Genomic DNA, 19,756 nt, shown 5'->3' with positions numbered 1-19,756 from the left:
GCGCCCCCTTACCCCACGCGCGTCCGCCTCCCCAGCCCCACCGCGCCGCCCCCTTTGTCCTGTGATCTTGTCGCCGGCCGGCTCGATAAGGGCCCCGGTCCGACTTCTCGCGCGGCACCGGAACTGTCGGTCCTGTCTGATGATCTTGACCGACAGCAGGGCGTCGCCGCGGGATCCCGACCAGGACAGGGCAGGACGGGACAGCGACGGCCGTTCGGACAGGAGTGGGGGACATGGTCGCCGCCGGAGTGGTCATCGAGAACCGTGAGCGGATCCAGTGGAGGCTGGATCCGCTCGTGAGCGTCGGCCCGCTGCGGTTCGGCATGCTGTACGACGACGCCGTGGAGTCCCTTGACGGGCTCCTGGAACCTTCCTCGTACAGCACGAGCCACTACGGCCGGGTGCTGAGCGACGACTTCTTCCTCCCGCACACGTCGAACGATCCGTCCCTCACCGTCTACTACGACGCCGAACGCCTGGTCTGCGTGGCGGTCAACGCGCTGCGCGGTCCGCAGGTCACGCTGGAGGCGCTGCCGCTGGTCGGCCGCGTACCGTCCGAACTCGAAGCCGAGTTCGCCGAGTACACGGCCGCCCACGGGAACGACCTGAGGTACGGCCAGTACGGGGATCCCGGCTCGGAGGCATTGGGGACCGTCCTTCGCGCCCAGCGCGCCGGAGATGTCGTGCTGAGCCGGCCGGTGTTCGTCGGGCCGGCCTGGGCGGAGCGCTGCGGCGACGCCTCGGAAGGCCGCGTCCCCGTGGCGGAGTGGAACGACCGGCACTGGTAGCCGATACGAGCAACCCGGCGGCCACGGTCCGGGCCGGGCCGGGCCGGACCGTGAACGATTCGCCGCCGGCGCCGGGAGTGCGCCTGGCCGACACCTCCCGGTTCGGCGACCACGCCCGGCCCTGCCGGACAGCCGGCGGACGTCTACCCTCCGGTGGATGCCCCGGCCAGCACCTCTCGCAGGGCCCGCGCCTCCTTCACCACCCGGCTCGACCCGCCGCGCCCGGCCGTCGCCGACACCTCGGCGATCGGTCCGCGCGAGCCGCTGCGCCGCGCGCAGTCGGCTGCCACCGCGAGCAGCTCGCCCGTACCCCGGGCGGGCGTGGCCGTGAGCAGTTGCGGCAGGGCCGCGGCCAGCACCGACCACACCGTGCCGTACGCCCCCGTCGCGGCGGCGGCCCGTACGGAGTCGGTGAGCCGGTTGGCCTTCACCGCACCGATCAGCAGCAGCTCCGCCAGCTCCCGCCCGAGCAGCGGGCCGTCCAGGTCGCCCCGGGCCGCGAGCACCAGCAGGGCGTCCACCGCGGCGGTGCGGTCCTCGGGCCGCCGGGCGCCCAGCCCGTACCCGACGGCCAGGTGGACGGCCGGCCCCGCCGGGCCGCCGGCCTCGACGAGGTGGGGAAGCAGTTCGGCGGTGCCCCGGCCCTCGGTGTGGGCGAACGCGTCGAGCAGCCGGGCGGCCAGTTCCTCACGGTGGTTGGGCAGGGCCGCGAGCCAGAGCCGGGGCGGCGTGCCGGGGCGGTACCGGATCGTCCGCGGCCCCGAGTGGACGAGCGGACCGACCAGTTCGACGAAGTCCGGGGCCAGTGTGCCGTCCACCCCGGAGCGCCGATCAGTGGAGTCCTCTCCGGGCTGGTCGACGACGGTCAGCACGACGCCCTCGAACTCGTGCGCCCGCCAATGGCCCTCGAGGTCCTGCGCCGGGGTGAACCGCCTACGGGTGGACGGCTGCGCGGGCAGCCCGCGCGAGCGGAGCCAGCGCGCCACGCACTGCCCGGCCGGCGATCCGAGCCGCTCGGCGGCGGCCGTCACCTCGGGGTCCTCGGTGGGCACCACGCGCAGCAGGGCCTGCGAGAGGTCGGCAGCCCCGGGTTCCGCATCGGCTGCCTCGTAGACGGCGAGACGGTCGACCAGCGTCGCCGCGTCCAGCGCCCCGGTGGCGGAGGTCGGAGTGGCGAGCAGGAAGGGCGTGCCGCCGGTCCGGATCCGGTCGGCCGCCTCCTCCAGCCGGCCGGCCAGCACGTCACCGAACTCGGTGCCGAAGCCGGGGCTGCGCAGCGACTCGGGAGTCGCCTGGCCGACTGCCGCCAGGGCGACGTGCAGGACGGCCCGCGGCGAGCAGTCCGCCCAGCGCGTGCCGCTCCACGCGTGGGCGCGCAGCACCGGCTCCAGCGCCCGGGCGAGCGCCGGGCGGTCCCGGTGGACGTGCCGGACCAAGCCGTCGAGGACGCGTTCGAAGGCCACCGCGTCCGGGTCTCCGGCGAGGACCGCGCCGAGCTCCTCGGCGACCTCCTCCGCGCTGTCCAGCGGTCCCGGCACCGGCACGGGCGGCGGCACCGGCGGCAGCAGCTCCCGGTACGCCTCGGCGGGCACGGGAACGCCGCCGCCGAAGAGTTCCCCGGCCCGTGCGGTGTGCGCCGGGTCGAGCAGTTCGGCGGCCGCTCGCAGCTTCGGGAGCACCGCCGGTCCGGCGGCGGGGAGGTGGCGGGCCGTCACCCTCAGGGCCCGGCCCTGCAGGTCGGGGTCGGGGTGACCGAAGGCGTGAGCCGCCGCGAGCACCACCTCACCGGAACGGGCCGGGTCGCGCCGCGCAGCTTCGTCCAGCCAACCGAGCTGGGCGCGGACGAGCTTCTTCTCGGTGCGCGTGAGTACCGTCGCCGAGGCCTCGGCGAGCAGGCCGGGAGCCGGCAGGCCCGCCCCGTCGAGGTCGGCGAGCACCTGTTGGGCGTGCGCGGCGACGGTGGGAAGCGCGTCGAGCAGCGCGAGGTAGGTCCTGGCCCGGGCCGTTCTCTCCTCGGCGGTCGGGGCGAAGGCCCGCAGCAGCTTCAGGAAGCCGCGCTGATCGCTGGTCCGCCCGCCCCGTGCCAGCCGGGCCAGGCAGCGGTCGATCAGTTCCGCCCGGTCCAGGATGCCCTGCTCGGCCAGCCGCATCAGGCAGGTCGGCCACCAGTCCTCGGGGCGCTGCTCGTTCCCCGAAGCGTCGAGCATGGAGCCGATCTCGTCGAGCTCGAACAGCCTCGACGTCAGGAGCGGCACGAACGGGTCCTTCGACAACCGTTCCCACAGGGTCGCACCGGTCATGCCGACGATCAGGTCCCGGCGGGACGTGTACGGCCAGGTCCGGTCGAGGCACCAGCGTGTGACGAATCCGTCCGAGGTCGGCACGTCGCAGCCGGTCGTCAGCACCAGGTGTTCCAGCAGCCGGTACTTCCCCTTCGCCCAGGAGGTGGCACGGCGCTCGGCCAGTCCGGCGACCAGCGCGCTCCGCCACTCCGGCGGGCGGCTCTCGATCACTGCCCGCAGGGCGGGATGATCCCAGCTGTCGTCCTGCCGGAACCCGGGGCCGCTCCAGCTCAGCCAGGCGGCTGCCGAGGTGGCGGCGGTGTGGCAGCCGGCCCCCGCGACCATCAGCGACAGGAGGACGTCGCGCTTGAGCCACCACTCCTCGCCGATCTCCTGGCGGATCTCCTTCAGCTCCGCGATGCAGTCACGTCGCTGAGCCGGCGTCAACCCGGCCAGTTCCCGGACCACACCGTCCGCGTCTCCCGCCCGCACCCGCTCGATCAGCGTCATCGCATTCCCTCCACCACCATGTTCCCGTCCCCGTCTTCCGCCCTGCGGCCGGCCACCGAGCCCTGGTTCGAGCACAGGCTCACCGCGGGTGCTTGGCCGGCACGGCCCGCGCCCGCCCCGGCGCTTGGCCCACCCGGAGGACGCTAGGGCTCCGCACTGACAGGCCGGCCCCCGGGGGCCTGGGAAAAGCGCTGCGCAACCGGTGTCAGGGGCAACGACGTCCACCGGCCGAGCGGCGCCCAGTAGAGACAGGCAGGATCATCCGGCTTCTCGCTCCGCCTCTGCGCGGGCCACCCACGGATTCGGCCCAGGTCAGATCGAGGGTCATCCGGACGGCATGTCGAGAGGTACTCATCCGCGCACTGATCAGTAACGGGCGGGGCACCCGATGAGTGATGAGTGCCTACGCAGTGGACAGCGGACAGAACTGGTGGACCTGCATGACGGCCCGTCCTGAGCCAGCCGGTGTTCGTCGGGCCGGCCTGGGCGGAGCGCTGCGGCGACGCCTCGGAAGGCCGCGTCCCCGTGGCGGAGTGGAACGACCGGCACTGGTAGCCGATGCGGGCGGGGCCGGGCGGGCGATGCCGCCCGCGCGCCCCCGCCGGGCCCGAGAAGCCCCAGGACCCACCAGGCCCCGCGACGCCGGCAAGACGCGCTGCGCGTGCGGCGGAGTGGGAAGTCGGCCGGCCCGACTTCCCACACCGCGGCCGGGAGCCTCCCCGGGCGCGGCGCGTTCACGGCACGGCGCGATGGAGCAGCAGAGCAGTCGGCATCCCACTCCGCAGAGATCCGGCGACGCTATGGCGGAGTGGGAAGTCGGCCGGTCCGACTTCCCACTCCGTGGCCGGGGCGGCCCGGGGGCGCGGCGTGTTTCAAGGCGCGGACGGGCGGGTGTGGGGCGGGGTAGTTTGCGGGGGTGGGGCTCTTCGGGCGGTCGTGGGCGGCGTTGCGGGCGGCGGTGGACGGGCTCGCGGCGGAGGACTTCGCCGCGCCGTCCGGGTGTGCGGGCTGGCTGGTGCGGGACCTGGTGTGCCACCTGGTGATCGACGCCCAGGACGTGCTGATCACACTGGCGACCCCCTCCCCCGCGGAGGCGACCCGCGACGCGGCGTCGTACTGGGAGGTCCACGGCGAGCCGCCGGACGGGCAGGACCCGCTGGCAGCGCTGACCGTACGGCTGGCCGCCGCCTACGGGGACCCGGCGCTGCTGCGCTTCCACCTGGACGACGTCGGCGCCGCGGCCGGCCGGGCCGCCGCGCTCGCCGATCCGCACCTGCGGGTGGCCACCCAGGGGCAGGTGCTGACCGTCGCCGACTACCTGGACGCGTACGTCCTGGAGTGGACGCTGCACCACCTGGACCTGGTCGCGCACCTGCCGCACCTGCCGGGCCCGCCCGCCGAGGGCCCGGCCGCGGCGCGGCGGCTGCTGGAGCGGATCGCCGGGGCCCCGTTCCCCTCCTCCTTCCCGGACCCGGACGCCCTGCTGGTGGGCACCGGGCGGCGGCCCGCTTCGGCGGCCGAACGGACGGAACTCGGGGCGCTGCGAGCCCGGTTGCCGCTGCACCTCGGCTGAGCGGCGACGGCGACGGCAACAGCGACGGCGACGGCGACGGGAAGGGATGTCGGGCCGGCACGGTGATCCACTGGAGTCCGCCCGGCACATCCGGGAAGTCCGGGCTCGTAGGGGGTTCCCCCCGCGCGGCGCGTCCCGCCGCCGTCGTGACGGTCGCGGCGGCCCACTGCGGCCACCACGGGCAGGGCGGCCGGGTTGGATCCCGGGCGGCGCCAGCGGCGTCGGCCGGGGTGACGCGGTGGCCGGGGGCGGCCACTGTCCCCTGTCCGCTCCGGACGGCCCGGACGGCCCGGACACCGAACCGGTTGCGGGATAAGCGAGTTGGGCCGCATGCCCGGTCGGCTCGGCGAGATCGGGGCCGAGACAGTGTCGGGTGCGCGCACGATCGCGCCGTCGAGGACGTCCTGAGGAAGTGCGGCGAGGCGTTCACCCCCGCTTCCGGCTCGGCGTCCGGCAGGAGTTCGTCCGGTTCCGCGTGTTCGGCGGGAAGACGGCGCGAGGTGGGCCGCGGCTACCGCTCGGCGGGGCCGGGCAGGAGGAGGGTCGCCCGCAGGCCGCCGGTGGGGGCGGGGGTGAGGCGCAGGTCGCCGTGGTGGGCGTCGGTGATGGCGGCGACGATCGCCAGGCCCAGGCCGTGGCCTCGGCGGGCGGGGTCGGTGGAGGCGGTGCGGCCGCGGCCGCGCAGGAAGGGTTCGGTGAAGGTCGCCACGGCCTCGGCCGTCAGCTGTGGGCCGGTGTTGGTGACGGTGAGGCGCACCCGGTCGGGCTGCCGCGGGTCGGGGCCGGTGGTGACGGTGACGTGTCCGCCGGTGGGCAGGTTGTGCCGCAGCGCGTTGTGCAGGAGGTTGACGGCCGCTTGGCGCAGCAGGACGGGGTTGCCGGTGGTCGGGGCGGGGCGCAGGTCGGCGGTGAGGGTGACGCCGAAGGCCTCGGCCTCGTCGTGGACGGCGGCCAGGGCCTCGCCGGTGGCGGTGGCGAGGTCGGTGGGGGTGAGTTCGGGCGGGGCGTGGCCGAGGTCGGCGAGCTGGAGGAGGGCCTCGCTGATCTCGATGCCGCGCTGGTTGGTGTCCTGGAGGCGGGTGACGAGCCGGCCCCAGTCCTGGCCGGCCGGGTCGGCGGCGGCGACCTGGAGCATGGTGCGGGTGATCGCCAGCGGGGTGCGCAGTTCGTGGGAGGCGTTGGCGGCGAAGCGCTGCTGGGCCTCGAAGGAGTGCTGGAGGCGCGCCAGCATCTCGTCGAAGGCGTCGGAGAGGTCGGTGAACTCGTCGCGCGGCCCGGTGAGGGCGATGCGGTGTTCCAGGGCTCCGCTCGCGGCGCGGTGCGCGGCGCGGGTGATGTCCTGCAGCGGGCGCAGCACCCGGCCGGCGATCAGCCAGCCGCCGATCACGCCGACGGCGGTCAGCAGGGCGAGGGCGTAGCCGCCGGCGGTGAGCAGGGAGTGGAGGATCTCCTGGCGGGAGGGGGCGTCGGAGCGGTAGCGGGGGTTGGAGGAGGTGAGGGGGTAGTTGGGGATGTACCGCATGCCGACGTAGACCACGGCGAGGGAGAGGGTGCCGGCGGTGACGGCGAAGAGGGTGTAGCTGAGGGTCAGCCTCATCCGGGCGGTCAGGCGGCGCGGGCGTTCGGTGCGGGGGCGCTCGGTGCGGGGGCGTTCGGTGCGGGGATGCTCCGTACGGGGATGCTCGGCTCGCGGGCGCTTGTCGCGTTCGTTCACCGGGGGCCGTCCGCCCCGCCGGGCTCGGTGAGGCGGTAGCCCACCCCCGGCACGGTCTGGATCACCCACGGGTCGCCGAGGCGTTTGCGCAGCCCGGAGATGGTGATGCGGACGGCGTTGGTGAAGGGGTCGGCGTTCTCGTCCCAGGCGCGTTCCAGCAGGTCCTCGGCGCTGATGACGCCGCCGCGCGCCGCCATCAGGACCTCCAGGACGGCGAACTGCTTGCGGGACAGGCCCACGTAGCGGCCGTCCCGGTAGACCTCGCGGCGGAAGGGGTCCAGGCGCAGCCCGGCGTACTCCAGGACTGGCGGGGCGGCCTGGGCCGGCCGGCGGGCCAGCGAGCGCAGCCGGACGACGAGCTCGGCGAGGTCGAAGGGCTTGGTGAGGTAGTCGTCGGCGCCGAGTTCGAAGCCGGCGACCTTCTCGTTCAGGCGGGCGGCGGCGGTGAGCATCAGCACCCGGCAGCCCAGGGCGTTCTCGACGATGCTGCGGCAGACGTCGTCGCCGTGGGTGCCGGGGATGTCGCGGTCGAGGACGACGACGTCGTAGCTGTGGACGGCCAGGCGCTCCAGCGCCGCGTCGCCGTCGGTGACGATGTCGCAGGCGATCGCCTCCAGCCGCAGTCCGGCCTGGACCGCCTCCGCCAGGTAGATCTCGTCCTCCACCACCAGGACCCGCACGTGCCGTTCTCCCGTCCTCGCCGTTCGCCGTTCGCCGTTCACACCCTCGCGTCCCATTGGACCCGATGGGACCTATCGAAAACGTATCGACCTGCGCAGACGTCCTCGCAACACCGCGTTTCCTCCAATGGTCCGGCAACGGACGAACACGCAGGGAGACACGAATGGACGCGACGGAGACGACGGAGACGGCGGGAACGGCGGGGTCGACGGACCAGGCGGCGCGGGCGGGAACGGCGGAGACGGCGGCGCGGGGCAAGCGGCGGCGACTGGCCGCGGGCGCCTCGGCGGCGGCGGTACTGGCCCTCGTCGGGGCCTGCGCCGCCGACCCGCCCGGCACCGAGGCCGTACTGCGCACCCTGGCGGCCACCGTCGCCGCCCAGCCCGCCGCGGCCGGTGGCGAGGCGGACGGGGAGATACCCGACGGCGTGAAGCTGAGCCCCGCCGACACCCACGCCCCGGCCGTGGGCAACCTGGACGCGCCCCTGCGCGAGGCCCTGCAACGGGCGGCCGACGACGCCCGGACGGAGCGGGGCATCGAGATGACCGTCACCTCCGGCTGGCGCGACAAGGCCTACCAGCAGCGGCTGCTGGACCGGGCGGTGACCAAGTACGGGAGCGTGGAGCAGGCCCGGAAGTTCGTCAACACCCCGGAGAAGTCCGCGCACGTCTCCGGGAAGGCGGTGGACGTCGGCCCGACCGACGCCGACTACTGGCTGATCCAGCACGGCGCCCGGTACGGGCTGTGCCAGGTGTACGCCAACGAGATCTGGCACTTCGAACTGCTGACCCCGCCGGGCGGGACCTGCCCGGCTCCGCTGCCGGACGCGGCAGGGTGAGGGGGCGCGCCATGGCTGCTCCGGTGCTTCCCGGAACGCCGTCCGCCGAGGCCGACCGGCCGGACGGCCCGGCCCGAACCACTCGGTCGGCTTGGCCGGCGTGGTCGGCCCGGTCGGCGTGGTTGGCCAGGTGGACTCGGCCGGCTCGGCCGGGCCGACCGAGCCGGCGACGTGCCTCGCCCCCGTGGCGGGCCGTACCGGTGTGGCGGCGCGGGCGCGTGCCCGCCGCCCTCGGCCTGCTCACCGCCCTCGCCCTCGGCGGCCACCGGCTGGTGCCCGACCTGGGCCTCGGCCTTGGCCGGCTGTGGGAGAGCGCCCTGCCCTGGAGCGGCCTGGTGGCGGTGGCGGCGCTGCTGTGCGCGGCGCTGCGCCGGGCGCCGACGGCGGCCTGCGCGGGCGGGGTGCTGGCCGTGGTGTGGGCGGTGGTGTTCGGGGCCGTGGTGTTCGCGGCGCCGCTGTCCGGCGGGGCGCCGACGGGCGGGGCCGGTGGGCCGGGGCTGACGGTGGTCACCCACAACGTGAACGCCGCCAACCCCGACCCGGCCGGCACCGCCCGCGCGCTGCTCGCCGCCGAGCCGGACCTGGTCGCGCTGGAGGAGGTCACCGACGCCACCCTGCCCGCCTTCCGGAGCGTGCTGGACGCGGCGCTGCCCCACCACGCCCGCACCGGCACCGTCGCGCTGTGGAGCCGCTACCCGGTGACGGAGTCCCGACGGCTGGTCATCGACCCCGGCTGGAACCGCTCCCTGCGGGCCGAAGTCCAGGCCCCCGGCGGGCCGTTGGCCGTCTACGTCGCCCACCTCGCCTCGGTGCGGGCGACCGTCACCGGCTTCGCCACCGCCCACCGCGACCGCGACATCGACGCCCTCGCCCGGGCCGTGGACGCCCTCGCCCGGGCCGTGGACGCCGAACCGCTGCGCCGGGTCCTGCTGTTGGGCGACCTCAACACCGCCGCCGACGACCGCGCGCTCACCCCGCTCACCGACCGCCTCACCCCGGCCCGCACCGGCTTCGGCTTCAGCTGGCCGTCCTCCTTCCCGCTGGTCCGCATCGACCACGTCCTCACCCGGGGCGTGGCCACCACCGCGACCTGGACCCTGCCCGCCACTCCCAGCGACCACCGCCCGGTGGCGGCGAGGCTGTCCGCGTAGCGGCGGGCCCCGGCGGCGCGCCCGGCCCGATCCCGGCCAGGCCCAGGCCCAGGCCCCGGTCCCGGCCAGGCCCCGGCCCGGGCCCAGGCCCCGGTCCCGGCCCAGGTCCCGGCCCAGGTCCCGGTCCCGGTCAGGCGACCTGGCGCAGCCAGGCCGCCGCGAGCGCGGCGTGGCCGGCCGGTGTCGGGTGGACGCCGTCGGCGGACCAGTGCTCCGGGGTGGTCGTCGCGGAGAGTTCGGCGAACATGCCGTCGGCGGCGATCAGTTGGGCACCGTAGCGGCGGGCGAGTCCGCGTACGGCCTGGATCTTCGGGTCCAGGTCGGCGCGCCAGGCCGCGCGTTCCTTCTCGCCGATGAGGACCGCGTCGCCGGCTTCGACGGTGCCGTGGATCGGCAGGAGGAACGGTTCGATGAGGATGAGCCGCGTGCCCGCTTCGGCGAGGGGTTCGAGGAGGCGGTCGTAGTCGGCCTCGAAGTGCTCGGCGGGGATGACGTGCCCGTTCGGGTCGAGGGTGTGCCAGCCGGCGTCGTTGGCTCCGACGAGGACGGACAGCACGTCCGGGCGGGCGTCGAGCACGTCCGTCTGCCAGCGGGCCCGCAGGTCGGTCGCCTTGTCGCCGGCGTTGGCGCTGTTCAGCCAGGTCACCGGCCGGTCGGGGTGGCGGTGGGCCCAGGTGCCCGCGACGCGCAGCGGGTAGCCGGTGCCGAGGCCGTCCTCGCTGTCGCGGCGTCCGCAGTCGGTGATCGAGTCGCCGGTGAACATCACGGTGCTGCCCGGTCGGATGGTGATCGTCATCGGGGCTCCTTGGAGGGGGTGGAAGGGGACCCCTCGAAGGTGCCGGTCGGTACTGTCGGCGCACCGGCGGCGGTCGGCATTCCCTCGGTATTTCCCTGTCACCGCGCCTACAGGAAGAGTGATGTGACGAAACGTCAGCTCACCGGGACGGCGTCCTTCGGCAGGGTGCGCCGGTTGGTGACGGCCGGCTTGTCGACCGGGGTGGTGCCGACGGGGACGCTCTCCGGGTTCGGGTCGGGGTTGCGGACGCCGATGATGACGTCGGTGTACTGGACGGCCTGCTTGCCCTTGGTGGTCTTGGCCTTGATGCCCGCGTACGCGGTCTTGGCGCCGCTCAGGGTGATCCGCTCCCCGGCGGTGAGGACGAGGCGGCGCGTGCGCACGGGTTCTCCTGCTGTCGTACGAGTGGTCCGGCGGTGGGGCTCTCTGACGCGTCATCGCCGTACGTGGGGGTCGTTCACGGGCCGGTGCGGAAAACATCCCGGTCTTGTTCCAGCAGGCCGGGGGTGTCCGGAGGGCCGGGGAAGACGTCCGGGCCGGCTCCCCTCGGTGGGGAGCCGGCCCGGACGGACTGGACGGGACTGAACGGGGTCAGGCGAGCAGGTCGGCCTGGAGGGTGACGACCTGCCGGAAGGGCACGGTGGGCACGCCGGCGGGGTTGGTCATGGTGACGACGGCGAGGACGTCGGCGGCCGAGAGGTAGGCGACGCGGGCGGTGGGGGCACCCTTGGTGCCGGCCGTGGTGGATTCCACGGCGGTCAGGCTGTTGCCGTCGAGGGTGTCCCAGTCGTCGTGGGGGGTGCTCTTGGTGTCGGGTGCGGCCTTGGGGCGGGCCTTGGAGCGCAGGTCGGCGAAGGCGCCCCAGGACTCCCGGACGGAGCCGAAGCGCAGCAGCCGGATCTGGGTGCGGGTGCCGTCGGAGGCGGTCCACTCCCGGACGGTGGCCGCGCGGCAGGCGTTCTCCAGCAGCAGGGCGCGCACCTTGACCGGGTCCTGCTGGTCCTCGGCGAGCGTCTCGCAGGGCGTCCACTGGCCGGGCTCGGTACCGGGGGCGGCCGCGGAGGCGGAAGCGGAGGCCGGGGCCGTCGGGGAGGCGGCGGGCGTCCCCGGGGCGGTCGGCGTCCCCGAGGGGGTGGAGCCGGCGGTGGGTGCCGGGAAGACGGGCGGGGTCAGGGAGCCGCCGGCTTCCTTGGGGGCGGGCAGCAGCAGGTGGCGCAGGTCCGCGTGGTGCGGGGTCTTGCCCTTGCCGTCGGGGGCGTTCTTGCCGGCGGGCAGTGGCGGCAGGGTCAGCGGCGCGAAGGTGTAGCGGCCGTCGCTCGCGGTGGCCAGGCCGGGCAGGTCGGTGCGGTCGGGGGCGGTGACGGCCAGGGCGGTGCCGGTGCCGGCGAGGGCGAACACCAGGGCGGCGCAGCTCCAGCGCACCGCGGCCTTGCGGCGCCGGGTGCGGCGGGCCTCCTGCTCGGCGAGGACGGCGGGGTCCACCGGGGCGGCCTCGGGCGCGGCGAGTACGTCCGGGGCCGCGTCCGGGCCCGGGGCGGCGCCCGGCGCGTCCGGCGCGGGCGGCGGCGGAGTGGCGTGGTCGGTCATACGGACGCTCCCGGGCTGGCGAGGCGGTCGAGCTGGAGGGTGAAGAGGGCGACGATCCTGTCCTTGGGCAGTGGCGCCACGCCCTCGGCGCTCATGACCACCAGGAGGTCGCCCTCGGCGGCCGAGCACTCCAGGTAGTCGATCGGCGCGGACGGCGGCGCCGGCATCAGGTAGCAGTGCGCCTCGGGGTGGCCGGGGACGGCCGGGCCGACCCGGAACAGGCCGGTGTCGCCGGTGAAGACCGCGGTGTACTCGTTGATCCGCTGCACTTCCTGCTGGTTGAACTGGCGGACCTTCATGCCGATCACCAGGTCGTTCCCGTCGGCGAGGTAGGTGCGCACACCGGAGGCCTTGACGTGCATGCTCTCCCAGTACGAGCGCATCTTGTCGCGCTTGTCCTTGGGGAGCTGCTGGAGGTCGGCGTCCATCTCGGCGGCCAGCTGCTCGCCGTTCTGCTCGCTGTCGTTGCCGTAGCCGCCGTCGTCCGGTCCGGGCTGGTAGCCGGCCGGGACGGGCAGCAGCAGGTCGCGCATCGAGCCGAAGTGGCTGCCGTTGGACTTGGCGCCGTACGGCGTGGCGGTCGCGGTGGGGGTGGGACCGGTGGACGGGGCGGCGGCGGTGGCCGGCGCGGGGTCGTCGTACTGGGTCTTGATGATGCCGACGCCGATGGCCACGCCGACCAGCGCGGCGGCGGCGGTCGCGGCGCCCGCGCGCAGCAGCCGGCGGGAGGCGGGGCTCGGCCCGGCGGGCGCGACAGGCATGGCGGGCGCGACAGGCTCAGCGGCGGGCGCGTCGGGCGCCGGCTCGGAGGCGCCCGGGGCGGCAGCGGTGGTGGTCACGGTGTCGTCGTTCATGCGAGCCGCTCCCACTGCCGCTTGGCGAGGTCCTTGAGGGTGTCGGGGTTCGTCGGCTTGGTGTCGAGAACCTCGATCGTCATCTCCACCGAGCCGCGTTTGGCGTGGGCCCCGCCGTAGTAGTACTGCTCGGTGCTCTCGGCCCAGTGGCTGGGCACGATGTCCACCTTGTAGCCGCCGTTGGCGCCCTCGGCGAACGGCAGCGGCCAGTAGCCGCTCTTCGCCTCGTCGGCGCGGTCCTCGGTGAACTGGACCAGCTGGACGCGGTAGAAGACGCCGTCCTTCTTCCAGTTCACCTGGGCCGCGCGCCGGAAGCCGCGCGAGGCGAGGTCCTTGAACATGGCGGCCGCCCCGCCCTTCTGCTCGGCGAGTTCGCCGAGCGAGACCCAGCTCGGCTTGTCCGGGCGGTCCCCCCAGGGGCCGCTGCCCTCGGGAGCGCCGATCAGCAGCTTGGTCAGGTCGCCGTCGATGGCGAGCGGCGCGGGCTGCTCGGCGGCGAGGGCGGACGAGTCGACCCGCTCGGCCGGGTAGGCGGGGAGGGCGACCTGGAGCGGCGGCAGCGGCGTGGGCGGGCGCTGGGCCTGCACGGCGTAGCCGATGCCGCCGCCGGCCAGGGTGCCCAGCACCAGGGCGCAGGCGGTCAGCAGCACGGGGCGGGGGCGGCGCGGGGCCCGCGGGGCACCGGCCTCGGGCGCGAACGGCGCGGCGGGGACGGCGGGTTCGGGCGCGACGGGCGGGGCGGCGGGTGGGGCGGGCGGAACGGCGGGCGCGGCGGGCACCGGCTCCGCGGGTTCGGTGGTCACGGAAGTGGCTCCAGAGGAGGAAGGAGAGGAAGAGGGAAGGCGTGGAGCCGGGCTCAGCCGCCGGTGGTGAGCCACTCGCGCTGGCGCTTCATCAGCTCGTTCAGCAGCGCCTTGTCGGGCGTCCCCTTCACGTCGACGTCGATCGTGTACTGGACGTCGCCCTGGCTGGAGATGCCGCTCATCGAGCCGGTGTAGGCCTGCTGCTTGGGGGCCTTCAGGTAGCCGCGGCCGCCGGAGTCGACGTCGAACGGGTCCAGCGACTTGATCGTGTAGTTCTTGGCGAAGTCGGCCGCCATCGCGGTGGAGCCGAACTTCAGCAGGGTGACGGTGACTTCGGCCTTGCCGTCGGCGGTGCGGTACATCCGGTTCGCGCCGCCCTTGTAGCCGTAGGACTTGAGGATGCCCATGATGCCGTCCTGCTTGCCGAAGACGTCGGCGACGTCGTCGTCGCTCATGGCCACCCCGTCCACGGGCCCGTAGGACTCGCCGCCGGCCGGGATGGGGAGCAGGAAGTAGCGCAGGTCGCCCTCGTGCTTGCCGCCGCTGACGGTGCCCTTGACGGTGCTGGCCGGGGCGGGCTCGGCCGGGACGGCGGTGGGCACCGGGACGGGCTGGGCCGAGGGCGTCGCGCTCGCGGTGGCACTCGCGCTCGCGCTCGCCTTCGCCGGGGCGGCCGCGGCGGCCGGGCGGGCGTCGGGCTTACCGACGGCCACGGTCACGGCGGCGCTGGCCGCGGTGACGGCGACCAGCCCGGCGGTGGCCAGCGCGACGCCGACGGCGCGCGGCAGCCGACGCGGGGCCTGCTCCGGTACGGGCGGCGCGGCGGCGGCCTCGGACACGGCCGCAACGGCGGCGGCCGGTGCTGCCGGTGCTGCCGGTGCTGCCGGTGCCGGAGGTCCGGCGGCGGCGCCCTCGTTCTCGGGCTCAGGCAAGGAAATCCCCCCAGTGAAGAATGCGGAATCCCACGCGCGGGCTCCTCACGGGAACCACTCCCCCAGCGGGTTCTCCGGGCGTTCCGTCACGCGTGTCGGCAGGAATTATGAAAGGCCGCCGACATCGCTGCCAAAAAAATCAACCGCCACACTTTCCCCCAATGTTCGACGAATCGGACACACCGTGATCGAACCGCAATGGGCGCTGTCCTGCGGTGATGACGCTGTGTCGACACATCGATTCGAACAATTCCTCCTCCCCTCCCGGCGGCCCCGCCACCGGCCGGCGGCCGGCGGCGTCAGATCCACCCTTCCTCCCAGGCCCGCCGCGCCGCCTCGTGCCGGGTGCGCACGGCGAGCTTGGTGATGGCGCCCGAGAGGTAGTTGCGGACGGTGCCGGGCGCCAGGTGGTGCTGCTCGGCCAGCGCGCTGATCGCCTGGCCCCGGTGGACGGCGCGCAGCACGTCCAGTTCGCGCGGGGTCAGCGGGCAGGGCGTCTCGGTGAGGGCGTGGGTGGCGAGCCCGTGGTCGATGTAGCGGCCGCCGCCGTGGACGTCGCGCAGGATGGCGGCCAGCCGTGCGGCGGAGGTGGTCTTGGGCACGAAGCCCTGGATGCCCGCGAACGGCGGCACCGGCTCGGCCCTGGCCCAGTTCTCCGACCGGGCGACCGTCTTCACGCTGGACCACCTCTCCGGGTGACGCGCCCCGCGCCGTACACGCCCGGGCGGGGGGCGGCGGGGACGGCGGTCCGGGCCCGAAGTCGTCCGGCTGCGCCTACCGTTGGAGCGTGGACGGACAGGAGTTCAGCGAGGAAAGCCCGCTCGACGACCCGTACCCGGGCGGCCGCGGGGCCCGGGTACGGAACCGGACCTCCGGCGTTCGGTCGGCCGCCGGCCGGCCGGGCCGGGAGGCGGGCCCGTGGCGGTGACCGCCAAGGAGGCCAAGGCCGCCAAGGCCGCCCCGGCCCCGCGGTTCGCCGTCGGCCCCGGGTACGCGCTGTACCGGGGGCCGCTGGCGGACAGCGCCTTCCACCGGCACGCCGCCTTCCAGGTCGCCGTCGCGAGCGGGCCCTCGCGGCGGCTGACGGTCGACGACGCGGCCGGGCGGCGCCACCGCGGGCCCGCGATCGTGGTGGCGCCGATGGTGCGTCACCGGATGGCCCCGACCCGCGAGGTGCTGGTCTTCTACGTGGACCCGCACTGCGCCCTCGCCGACCGGCTGCGGCGCCAGTGCGGCGAGGGCGTCACCGTCGCCCCGCAGTGGCAGGGCCTGACCGAACGGGACGTACGGCCGCACGGTGCGCGGCCCGCCGGGGGGCTGGACCCTCGGCTGCGGGCGGCGATGGCGGCACTGGCCGACGACCAGGTGCCGCTGGAACTCCTCGCCGCCCGGGTCGGACTGTCGCCGCAGCGCCTGCGGGCCCTGGCGCAGCGGCAGTTGGGGGTTCCGCTGGCGCGCTGGCGCAGCTGGCAGCGGCTGTCCCGGGCGGCGCTGGCGCTCGGCGAGGGGTGTTCGCCGGCCCAGGCCGCGCTCGCGGGTGGCTTCGCCGACCAGGCCCACTTCTCGCGCTGGATGCGGGAGTTGACGGGACTGACGCCTTCGCAGGTGCTGCCCGCCCTGCGGGGAGCGGAAGTTCAGGCGGGGCGGCGCGCGGTGTAGAAGGACAGCGAGCCGGTCACCGTCGCGACGGTCTCCACCTCGCGCACGTTCTCGAAACCCGCCTCGGTGATCAGCCGGGGCAGGATGCCGTCGGCGTTGGGCTGGGTGTCCTGCTTGCCGTCGACGAACTGGACGATCCGGAAGGCCAGGCGCATCGCGGGCGTGCGCTGGCGCCCGAAGTCGGCGATCACCAGCTTGCCGCCGGGGCGCAGCGTGCGGTGCATGGCGGCGAGGACGGCCTGTTTCATCGGGACGGGGCACTGGTGCAGGACGAGGCTGGAGACGACGGTGTCGGCCGCCTCGGAGCCGACGAGTTCGTCCACGGCGTCGCCCATGCCGGTGCGGAAGTCGGTGGTGGCGCCGGCCGCGGTGGCCTTGCGGCGGGCCAGGCGCAGGACGGCGGGGTCGGGGTCGACGCCGATGACGGTGGCCTGGGGCTCGGCGCGGCCGAGCAGGACGGCCAGGGAGCCGGTGCCGCAGCCGACGTCGACGATGACGTCACCCGGGCGGGGGGCCGTGTGCATGGCCGCCAGGCTGCGCCAGAGGCGTTCGCGGGTGAGGGAGACGATCGGGTCGTAGAGCCCGAGGGCGAGGCGGCCGGCGGCGGGGGTGAAGGTGTCGGTCGGGGTCATCGGGCCAGTGTGGCCGGGTGGTTGGGGCGCCGTCTTGAACGATTCGCTCGTCCGGGGCGGGGCCGGGGGCGGCACCGACGGGGGACGGAGGCGGGAGGAGGGCGGGCGCGACCCGAATTGCGACGGCTGCAAGAGCCATGCCGTCAGGTGGACGGCGGCGTCACGGAAAGCCCTGTCGGACGCCCTGGACAGCAAAGCCGTCAAGCGCCGCCTCGAACTTCCCCCGCACCGCTACCTCACGGCTCGCGCGTCCACGACCGGGCTGGACACGTACTTCCAGGGCGCGTCCTGGATCAGCCGGCTCCTCCGTCCCACGGGGGCCAACCTCGGGCTGGGCGCCCTGTGCGCCAGTGCTCAGACAGCGTGGACGAACAAGGACCGGACCAGAGCGGTGATCGAGCAGTACAAGCACGGGGCGGCCATCATGGAGGTGTACTACATCAACGGCACCGAAATGAGCTGAGCGGAACCCTTCCGGGTGGGAGGTCGCCCGCCTGAACGCCCGGGACGAGGGACCGCCACGCCTCGGGGGTCGAACCCTCACGCCGGCGGGGGTGGTCCGAGCGCCGGGGGCGGAGCGGCCGGGGCCCGGAGCAGCAGCACCAGCCCCAGCGCCAGGTCGACGGCCACGTCCGAGGCCTGCAGCCAGTCGGCCGTCCTCCCCGGCGAGTAGATCTCCAGGTAGTCGGACAGCGCGTGCAGCAGGACCAGCGGCCAGATGCTCCCGATGTACAGGCGCGCGCCGCACAGGAAGAAGCCGAACGCGCCGGCCTCCAGCACCTGCCACAGCGTGTTGCCCAGGGGCGCGCCGAAGAACAGCCAGTTGTCGAGGTGCCCGATCCCGAAGAGCACCGCAGTCAGCACCCCCGCGCGCACCGCGCCGAGCGGCCGCGCGAGCTCCAACACCAGGGCCCGGCTGGCCAGTTCCTCGTTGAGCCCGATGCTCAGCATCAGCACCACGCCGCCCGCCAGGGTCGCCGTACCGCCCTCGATCCCGGGCAGCGCCGCCAGCCCGGCCAGCACCGCCACCGGCAGCAGAGCCGGCCAGCGCGCCACGGCGCCGAGGCCCGTCACCCCGCCGGACGCCGACAGCCCCCAGGCCCGCAGCGGCACCCAGACGGCCACCGCGGCCACCAGATTGACCACGGTCGGCCCCAACTGCGGGAACCACGCCGGCTCCAACGGCGGCAGCGCCTTCGCCACCCCCACGATCGCCGCCTGCCACAGCACCGCGGCCCCGACCGCCCCCACCACCGGATGCCCGCGCACCCGGCTCCCCCAACGCGTCAGCACGGCTCGATGGTAGGCGCGGCGAGGTCAAGTCGGCATCAGTTCAGCGGAGTTGAAATCCCGGGCGGCCCCGCGCCGCTTCGCGGGGCCGCCCGGGAGGAGGCGCCCACTGTGCCGGTCAGCCGGCGTGGAAGAGGCGGGTCGCGTTCTGGATCTCGGCGACCGCCCTGGCGAAGTCCTCCGGGCCGCCGCCCCACGGGTCCGTGATGCCCGGGCCGAGGAGGCACACCGCGCGGTCGGGGCCGGCGAGGGCCCGGACGGTGTCGGCGGTCTCCTCGTCCACGGCGAGCAGGTCGTCCGCCCAGTCGATCTGTTCCCGGTCGAGGAGGACTCCGCGGTGCGCGGTCAGGTCGTAGCCGAAGCCGGCGGCGGCCTGGATCATGAGCGGGTGGGCGGGTTTGCCGACGTGCCAGTCCCTGGTGCCCGCCGAGCGGACGAGGAGCGCACCGCCCGCGCGCTCGGCGATGACCAACGCGGCGATCGGGGAACGGCAGTGGTTGCCCTTGCAGATCACCAGGACGGTGCGGCGGCGCGGGGAGGTCACCGGGGATCGACCCGTTCGATCTCGAAGGTGAGCACTCCCAGCGTCTCCTTGTGGGGCGGGAAGATGGCGTGGATCGCCTCGAGCTGTTCCGCCTCGGTGGCACGGGGGTTGACGGCCTCCACGCGCTCGGTGCCGAACATCTCCTCGAAGGTGCGGTACGTGCCGATCCGCGTGACCTCGGTCAGGCAACTCGACTCGCGGCAGGTGAAGTTGATCCGGTCTCCGACCCTGATCCGCTTCATCGACTCGTAGGCGACGCGGACCTCGACCGTCTTCTCGCCGGAGGCGATCAGGTCGAAGTACTGCCGGTAGATCGGCATGGTGCGGGGGCGCTTCGCCCGGGAGTCGTGCGTGTCGGGCCGGCGGGTGCTCATCAGGGTTTCCCATGCGGTTGTGGTGTAGGACCGGAAGAAGTGCCTGGGGTCGCTCAGCACGAGCTCGCCGAGCCCCGTCAGCGCGTCGACGTAGTCCTCTCGGGTACCGGGCCAGGCCGAGGGATCGAGCGGCCACGCGGGCGTGGTGTCGCCCCGGGCGGGCCCGGCGTCGGCGGCTTCGCGCAGCAGGCTCTTCGAGAGCTTGCCGCCGTCGCTGCCGAGGATCTGGGGGGTGAAGATCCGGACCGGCAAGGGGCCGGGCGGCAGGCCGAGGACGGCGTGCGCGCCGTCGACGAGTTGGCAGCCGAGTGCCCAGTCGCCGCCCTTGACCATGACGTGCAGGGTGCGGTCGTCGGGCCGGTAGGAACGCTCCTTGACGACGTTGCGGTACAGCGTGGCGAGGTCGAGGTAGCCGCCGCCCAGCGGCGTGATGTCGGCCTCGTAGCGGCCGTGTTCGAAGCAGAAGGCCTCGAACAGGCCGCCGGCCTCGTCCAGTTCCAGCAGCCGCGTCCGGCCCGCGTGCTTCTCCGCCCAGCCGCACACCGGGCAGGGCAGCCGGATGTGGGCGCTGCCGCTGTTCGGCGACAGCCAGGCGCCGACCGCGTCCAGGAGTTCCAGCGTCCGCAGGAACTCCGCCCGGAACGCCGGGGTGCCCTGCTGCCGGGTGTAGGTGGTGACCGTGTACGGCACGTTCGTCCGGGCCCGGCAGGCGTCGAACAGCGGCCGGTAGTGCCGGGCGACGAGCGAC

General features: G+C 74.7%; 20 protein-coding genes. 6 read left to right on the top strand and 14 right to left on the bottom strand.

Annotated features, from left to right (window positions below):
* Positions 1 to 233 precede the first annotated feature (233 nt).
* A complete protein-coding gene (locus AB0E96_RS23270; protein ID WP_359826836.1) occupies positions 234 to 788 on the top strand; it encodes a hypothetical protein in 555 nt (184 codons plus the stop codon).
* Positions 789 to 931: 143 nt separating this feature from the next.
* Here AB0E96_RS23270 and AB0E96_RS23265 read toward each other — a convergent pair whose 3' ends face one another.
* Complete coding sequence (locus AB0E96_RS23265; protein ID WP_359826833.1) at positions 932 to 3,580, bottom strand: DUF6493 family protein; 2,649 nt, start codon at positions 3,578 to 3,580, stop codon at positions 932 to 934.
* 916 nt (positions 3,581 to 4,496) lie between these two features.
* Here AB0E96_RS23265 and AB0E96_RS23260 point away from each other — a divergent pair.
* A complete protein-coding gene (locus AB0E96_RS23260; protein ID WP_359826831.1) occupies positions 4,497 to 5,153 on the top strand; it encodes a maleylpyruvate isomerase N-terminal domain-containing protein in 657 nt (218 codons plus the stop codon).
* Between the two features lie 511 nt (positions 5,154 to 5,664).
* Here the strand turns inward: AB0E96_RS23260 and AB0E96_RS23255 are convergent.
* Both AB0E96_RS23255 and AB0E96_RS23250 read right to left on the bottom strand, forming a co-directional pair.
* Complete coding sequence (locus tag AB0E96_RS23255; RefSeq protein WP_359826828.1) at positions 5,665 to 6,867, bottom strand: HAMP domain-containing sensor histidine kinase; 1,203 nt, start codon at positions 6,865 to 6,867, stop codon at positions 5,665 to 5,667.
* On the bottom strand, positions 6,864 to 7,547 hold the full coding sequence (locus AB0E96_RS23250) for a response regulator transcription factor (protein WP_359826825.1): 684 nt from the start codon (positions 7,545 to 7,547) through the stop codon (positions 6,864 to 6,866). The genes AB0E96_RS23255 and AB0E96_RS23250 overlap by 4 nt, the downstream gene beginning before the upstream one ends.
* A gap of 164 nt (positions 7,548 to 7,711) precedes the next feature.
* Between AB0E96_RS23250 and AB0E96_RS23245 the strand changes: the two genes are divergently transcribed.
* Both AB0E96_RS23245 and AB0E96_RS23240 read left to right on the top strand, forming a co-directional pair.
* Positions 7,712 to 8,386, top strand: coding sequence for a M15 family metallopeptidase (locus AB0E96_RS23245; RefSeq protein WP_359826822.1), 675 nt, complete (start codon positions 7,712 to 7,714; stop codon positions 8,384 to 8,386).
* 218 nt (positions 8,387 to 8,604) lie between these two features.
* Positions 8,605 to 9,537: an endonuclease/exonuclease/phosphatase family protein gene (locus AB0E96_RS23240; RefSeq protein WP_359826819.1), complete on the top strand. Its 933-nt coding sequence runs from the start codon at positions 8,605 to 8,607 to the stop codon at positions 9,535 to 9,537.
* 130 nt (positions 9,538 to 9,667) lie between these two features.
* Here AB0E96_RS23240 and AB0E96_RS23235 read toward each other — a convergent pair whose 3' ends face one another.
* The 7 genes from AB0E96_RS23235 to AB0E96_RS23205 form a co-directional block, all read right to left on the bottom strand.
* Complete coding sequence (locus AB0E96_RS23235) at positions 9,668 to 10,333, bottom strand: SGNH/GDSL hydrolase family protein (RefSeq protein ID WP_359826816.1); 666 nt, start codon at positions 10,331 to 10,333, stop codon at positions 9,668 to 9,670.
* A 134-nt stretch (positions 10,334 to 10,467) separates the two neighbouring features.
* On the bottom strand, positions 10,468 to 10,716 hold the full coding sequence (locus AB0E96_RS23230) for a hypothetical protein (protein WP_359826813.1): 249 nt from the start codon (positions 10,714 to 10,716) through the stop codon (positions 10,468 to 10,470).
* A gap of 208 nt (positions 10,717 to 10,924) precedes the next feature.
* Entirely contained in the window at positions 10,925 to 11,920 is a 996-nt protein-coding gene (locus AB0E96_RS23225) for a hypothetical protein (RefSeq protein ID WP_359826811.1), read from the bottom strand.
* A complete protein-coding gene (locus AB0E96_RS23220) occupies positions 11,917 to 12,774 on the bottom strand; it encodes a hypothetical protein (protein ID WP_359826809.1) in 858 nt (285 codons plus the stop codon). Before AB0E96_RS23220 ends, AB0E96_RS23225 begins: the two co-directional genes overlap by 4 nt.
* Positions 12,771 to 13,577, bottom strand: a complete 807-nt coding sequence (locus tag AB0E96_RS23215; RefSeq protein ID WP_359826806.1) for a hypothetical protein — start codon at positions 13,575 to 13,577, stop codon at positions 12,771 to 12,773. Before AB0E96_RS23215 ends, AB0E96_RS23220 begins: the two co-directional genes overlap by 4 nt.
* Before the next feature lie 53 nt (positions 13,578 to 13,630).
* Positions 13,631 to 14,416 (bottom strand): hypothetical protein, encoded by a 786-nt coding sequence (locus tag AB0E96_RS23210; RefSeq protein WP_359826803.1) that lies wholly within the window; start codon positions 14,414 to 14,416, stop codon positions 13,631 to 13,633.
* Positions 14,417 to 14,808: 392 nt separating this feature from the next.
* Entirely contained in the window at positions 14,809 to 15,186 is a 378-nt protein-coding gene (locus tag AB0E96_RS23205) for a response regulator transcription factor (protein WP_359826801.1), read from the bottom strand.
* Positions 15,187 to 15,427: 241 nt separating this feature from the next.
* Here AB0E96_RS23205 and AB0E96_RS23200 point away from each other — a divergent pair, with 241 nt between their 5' ends.
* Positions 15,428 to 16,168, top strand: coding sequence for a helix-turn-helix domain-containing protein (locus AB0E96_RS23200; protein WP_359826798.1), 741 nt, complete (start codon positions 15,428 to 15,430; stop codon positions 16,166 to 16,168).
* Here the strand turns inward: AB0E96_RS23200 and AB0E96_RS23195 are convergent.
* Positions 16,144 to 16,800 carry a class I SAM-dependent methyltransferase gene (locus AB0E96_RS23195; RefSeq protein WP_359826796.1) on the bottom strand — a complete coding sequence of 219 codons (657 nt, stop codon included), beginning with the start codon at positions 16,798 to 16,800 and terminating at the stop codon, positions 16,144 to 16,146. The genes AB0E96_RS23200 and AB0E96_RS23195 overlap by 25 nt on opposite strands.
* Positions 16,801 to 16,834: 34 nt before the next feature.
* On the opposite strand from AB0E96_RS23195, the gene AB0E96_RS23190 reads away from it, so the two are divergent.
* Positions 16,835 to 17,263 carry a hypothetical protein gene (locus AB0E96_RS23190; RefSeq protein ID WP_359826793.1) on the top strand — a complete coding sequence of 143 codons (429 nt, stop codon included), beginning with the start codon at positions 16,835 to 16,837 and terminating at the stop codon, positions 17,261 to 17,263.
* A gap of 77 nt (positions 17,264 to 17,340) precedes the next feature.
* Here the strand turns inward: AB0E96_RS23190 and AB0E96_RS23185 are convergent, their stop codons facing one another.
* The 3 genes from AB0E96_RS23185 to AB0E96_RS23175 form a co-directional block, all read right to left on the bottom strand.
* The gene (locus AB0E96_RS23185) at positions 17,341 to 18,093 is read right to left on the bottom strand and encodes a CPBP family intramembrane glutamic endopeptidase (protein ID WP_359826790.1); all 753 of its coding nucleotides are present in this window, start codon (positions 18,091 to 18,093) and stop codon (positions 17,341 to 17,343) included.
* 115 nt (positions 18,094 to 18,208) lie between these two features.
* Positions 18,209 to 18,634, bottom strand: coding sequence for a low molecular weight phosphotyrosine protein phosphatase (locus tag AB0E96_RS23180; protein WP_359826787.1), 426 nt, complete (start codon positions 18,632 to 18,634; stop codon positions 18,209 to 18,211).
* Positions 18,631 to 19,756 (bottom strand): ASCH domain-containing protein (locus AB0E96_RS23175; protein ID WP_359826785.1); only part of this gene is annotated, 1,126 nt, incomplete at its 5' end. The genes AB0E96_RS23180 and AB0E96_RS23175, both read right to left, overlap by 4 nt.

This window comes from Kitasatospora sp. NPDC036755, assembly GCF_040636595.1.
In the GTDB taxonomy this organism is placed as follows: domain Bacteria; phylum Actinomycetota; class Actinomycetes; order Streptomycetales; family Streptomycetaceae; genus Kitasatospora.
Note: the sequence above shows the minus strand (reverse complement) of the source record. Positions and strands in the feature narration are given on the sequence as shown.

Coding starts and splice junctions, on each gene's coding strand:
- AB0E96_RS23225 (WP_359826811.1), bottom strand. CDS start 11,920: ATGACCGACCACGCCACTCCGCCGCCGCCCGCGCCGGACGCGCCGGGC.
- AB0E96_RS23270 (WP_359826836.1), top strand. CDS start 234: ATGGTCGCCGCCGGAGTGGTCATCGAGAACCGTGAGCGGATCCAGTGG.
- AB0E96_RS23265 (WP_359826833.1), bottom strand. CDS start 3,580: ATGACGCTGATCGAGCGGGTGCGGGCGGGAGACGCGGACGGTGTGGTC.
- AB0E96_RS23235 (WP_359826816.1), bottom strand. CDS start 10,333: ATGACGATCACCATCCGACCGGGCAGCACCGTGATGTTCACCGGCGAC.
- AB0E96_RS23245 (WP_359826822.1), top strand. CDS start 7,712: ATGGACGCGACGGAGACGACGGAGACGGCGGGAACGGCGGGGTCGACG.
- AB0E96_RS23220 (WP_359826809.1), bottom strand. CDS start 12,774: ATGAACGACGACACCGTGACCACCACCGCTGCCGCCCCGGGCGCCTCC.
- AB0E96_RS23195 (WP_359826796.1), bottom strand. CDS start 16,800: ATGACCCCGACCGACACCTTCACCCCCGCCGCCGGCCGCCTCGCCCTC.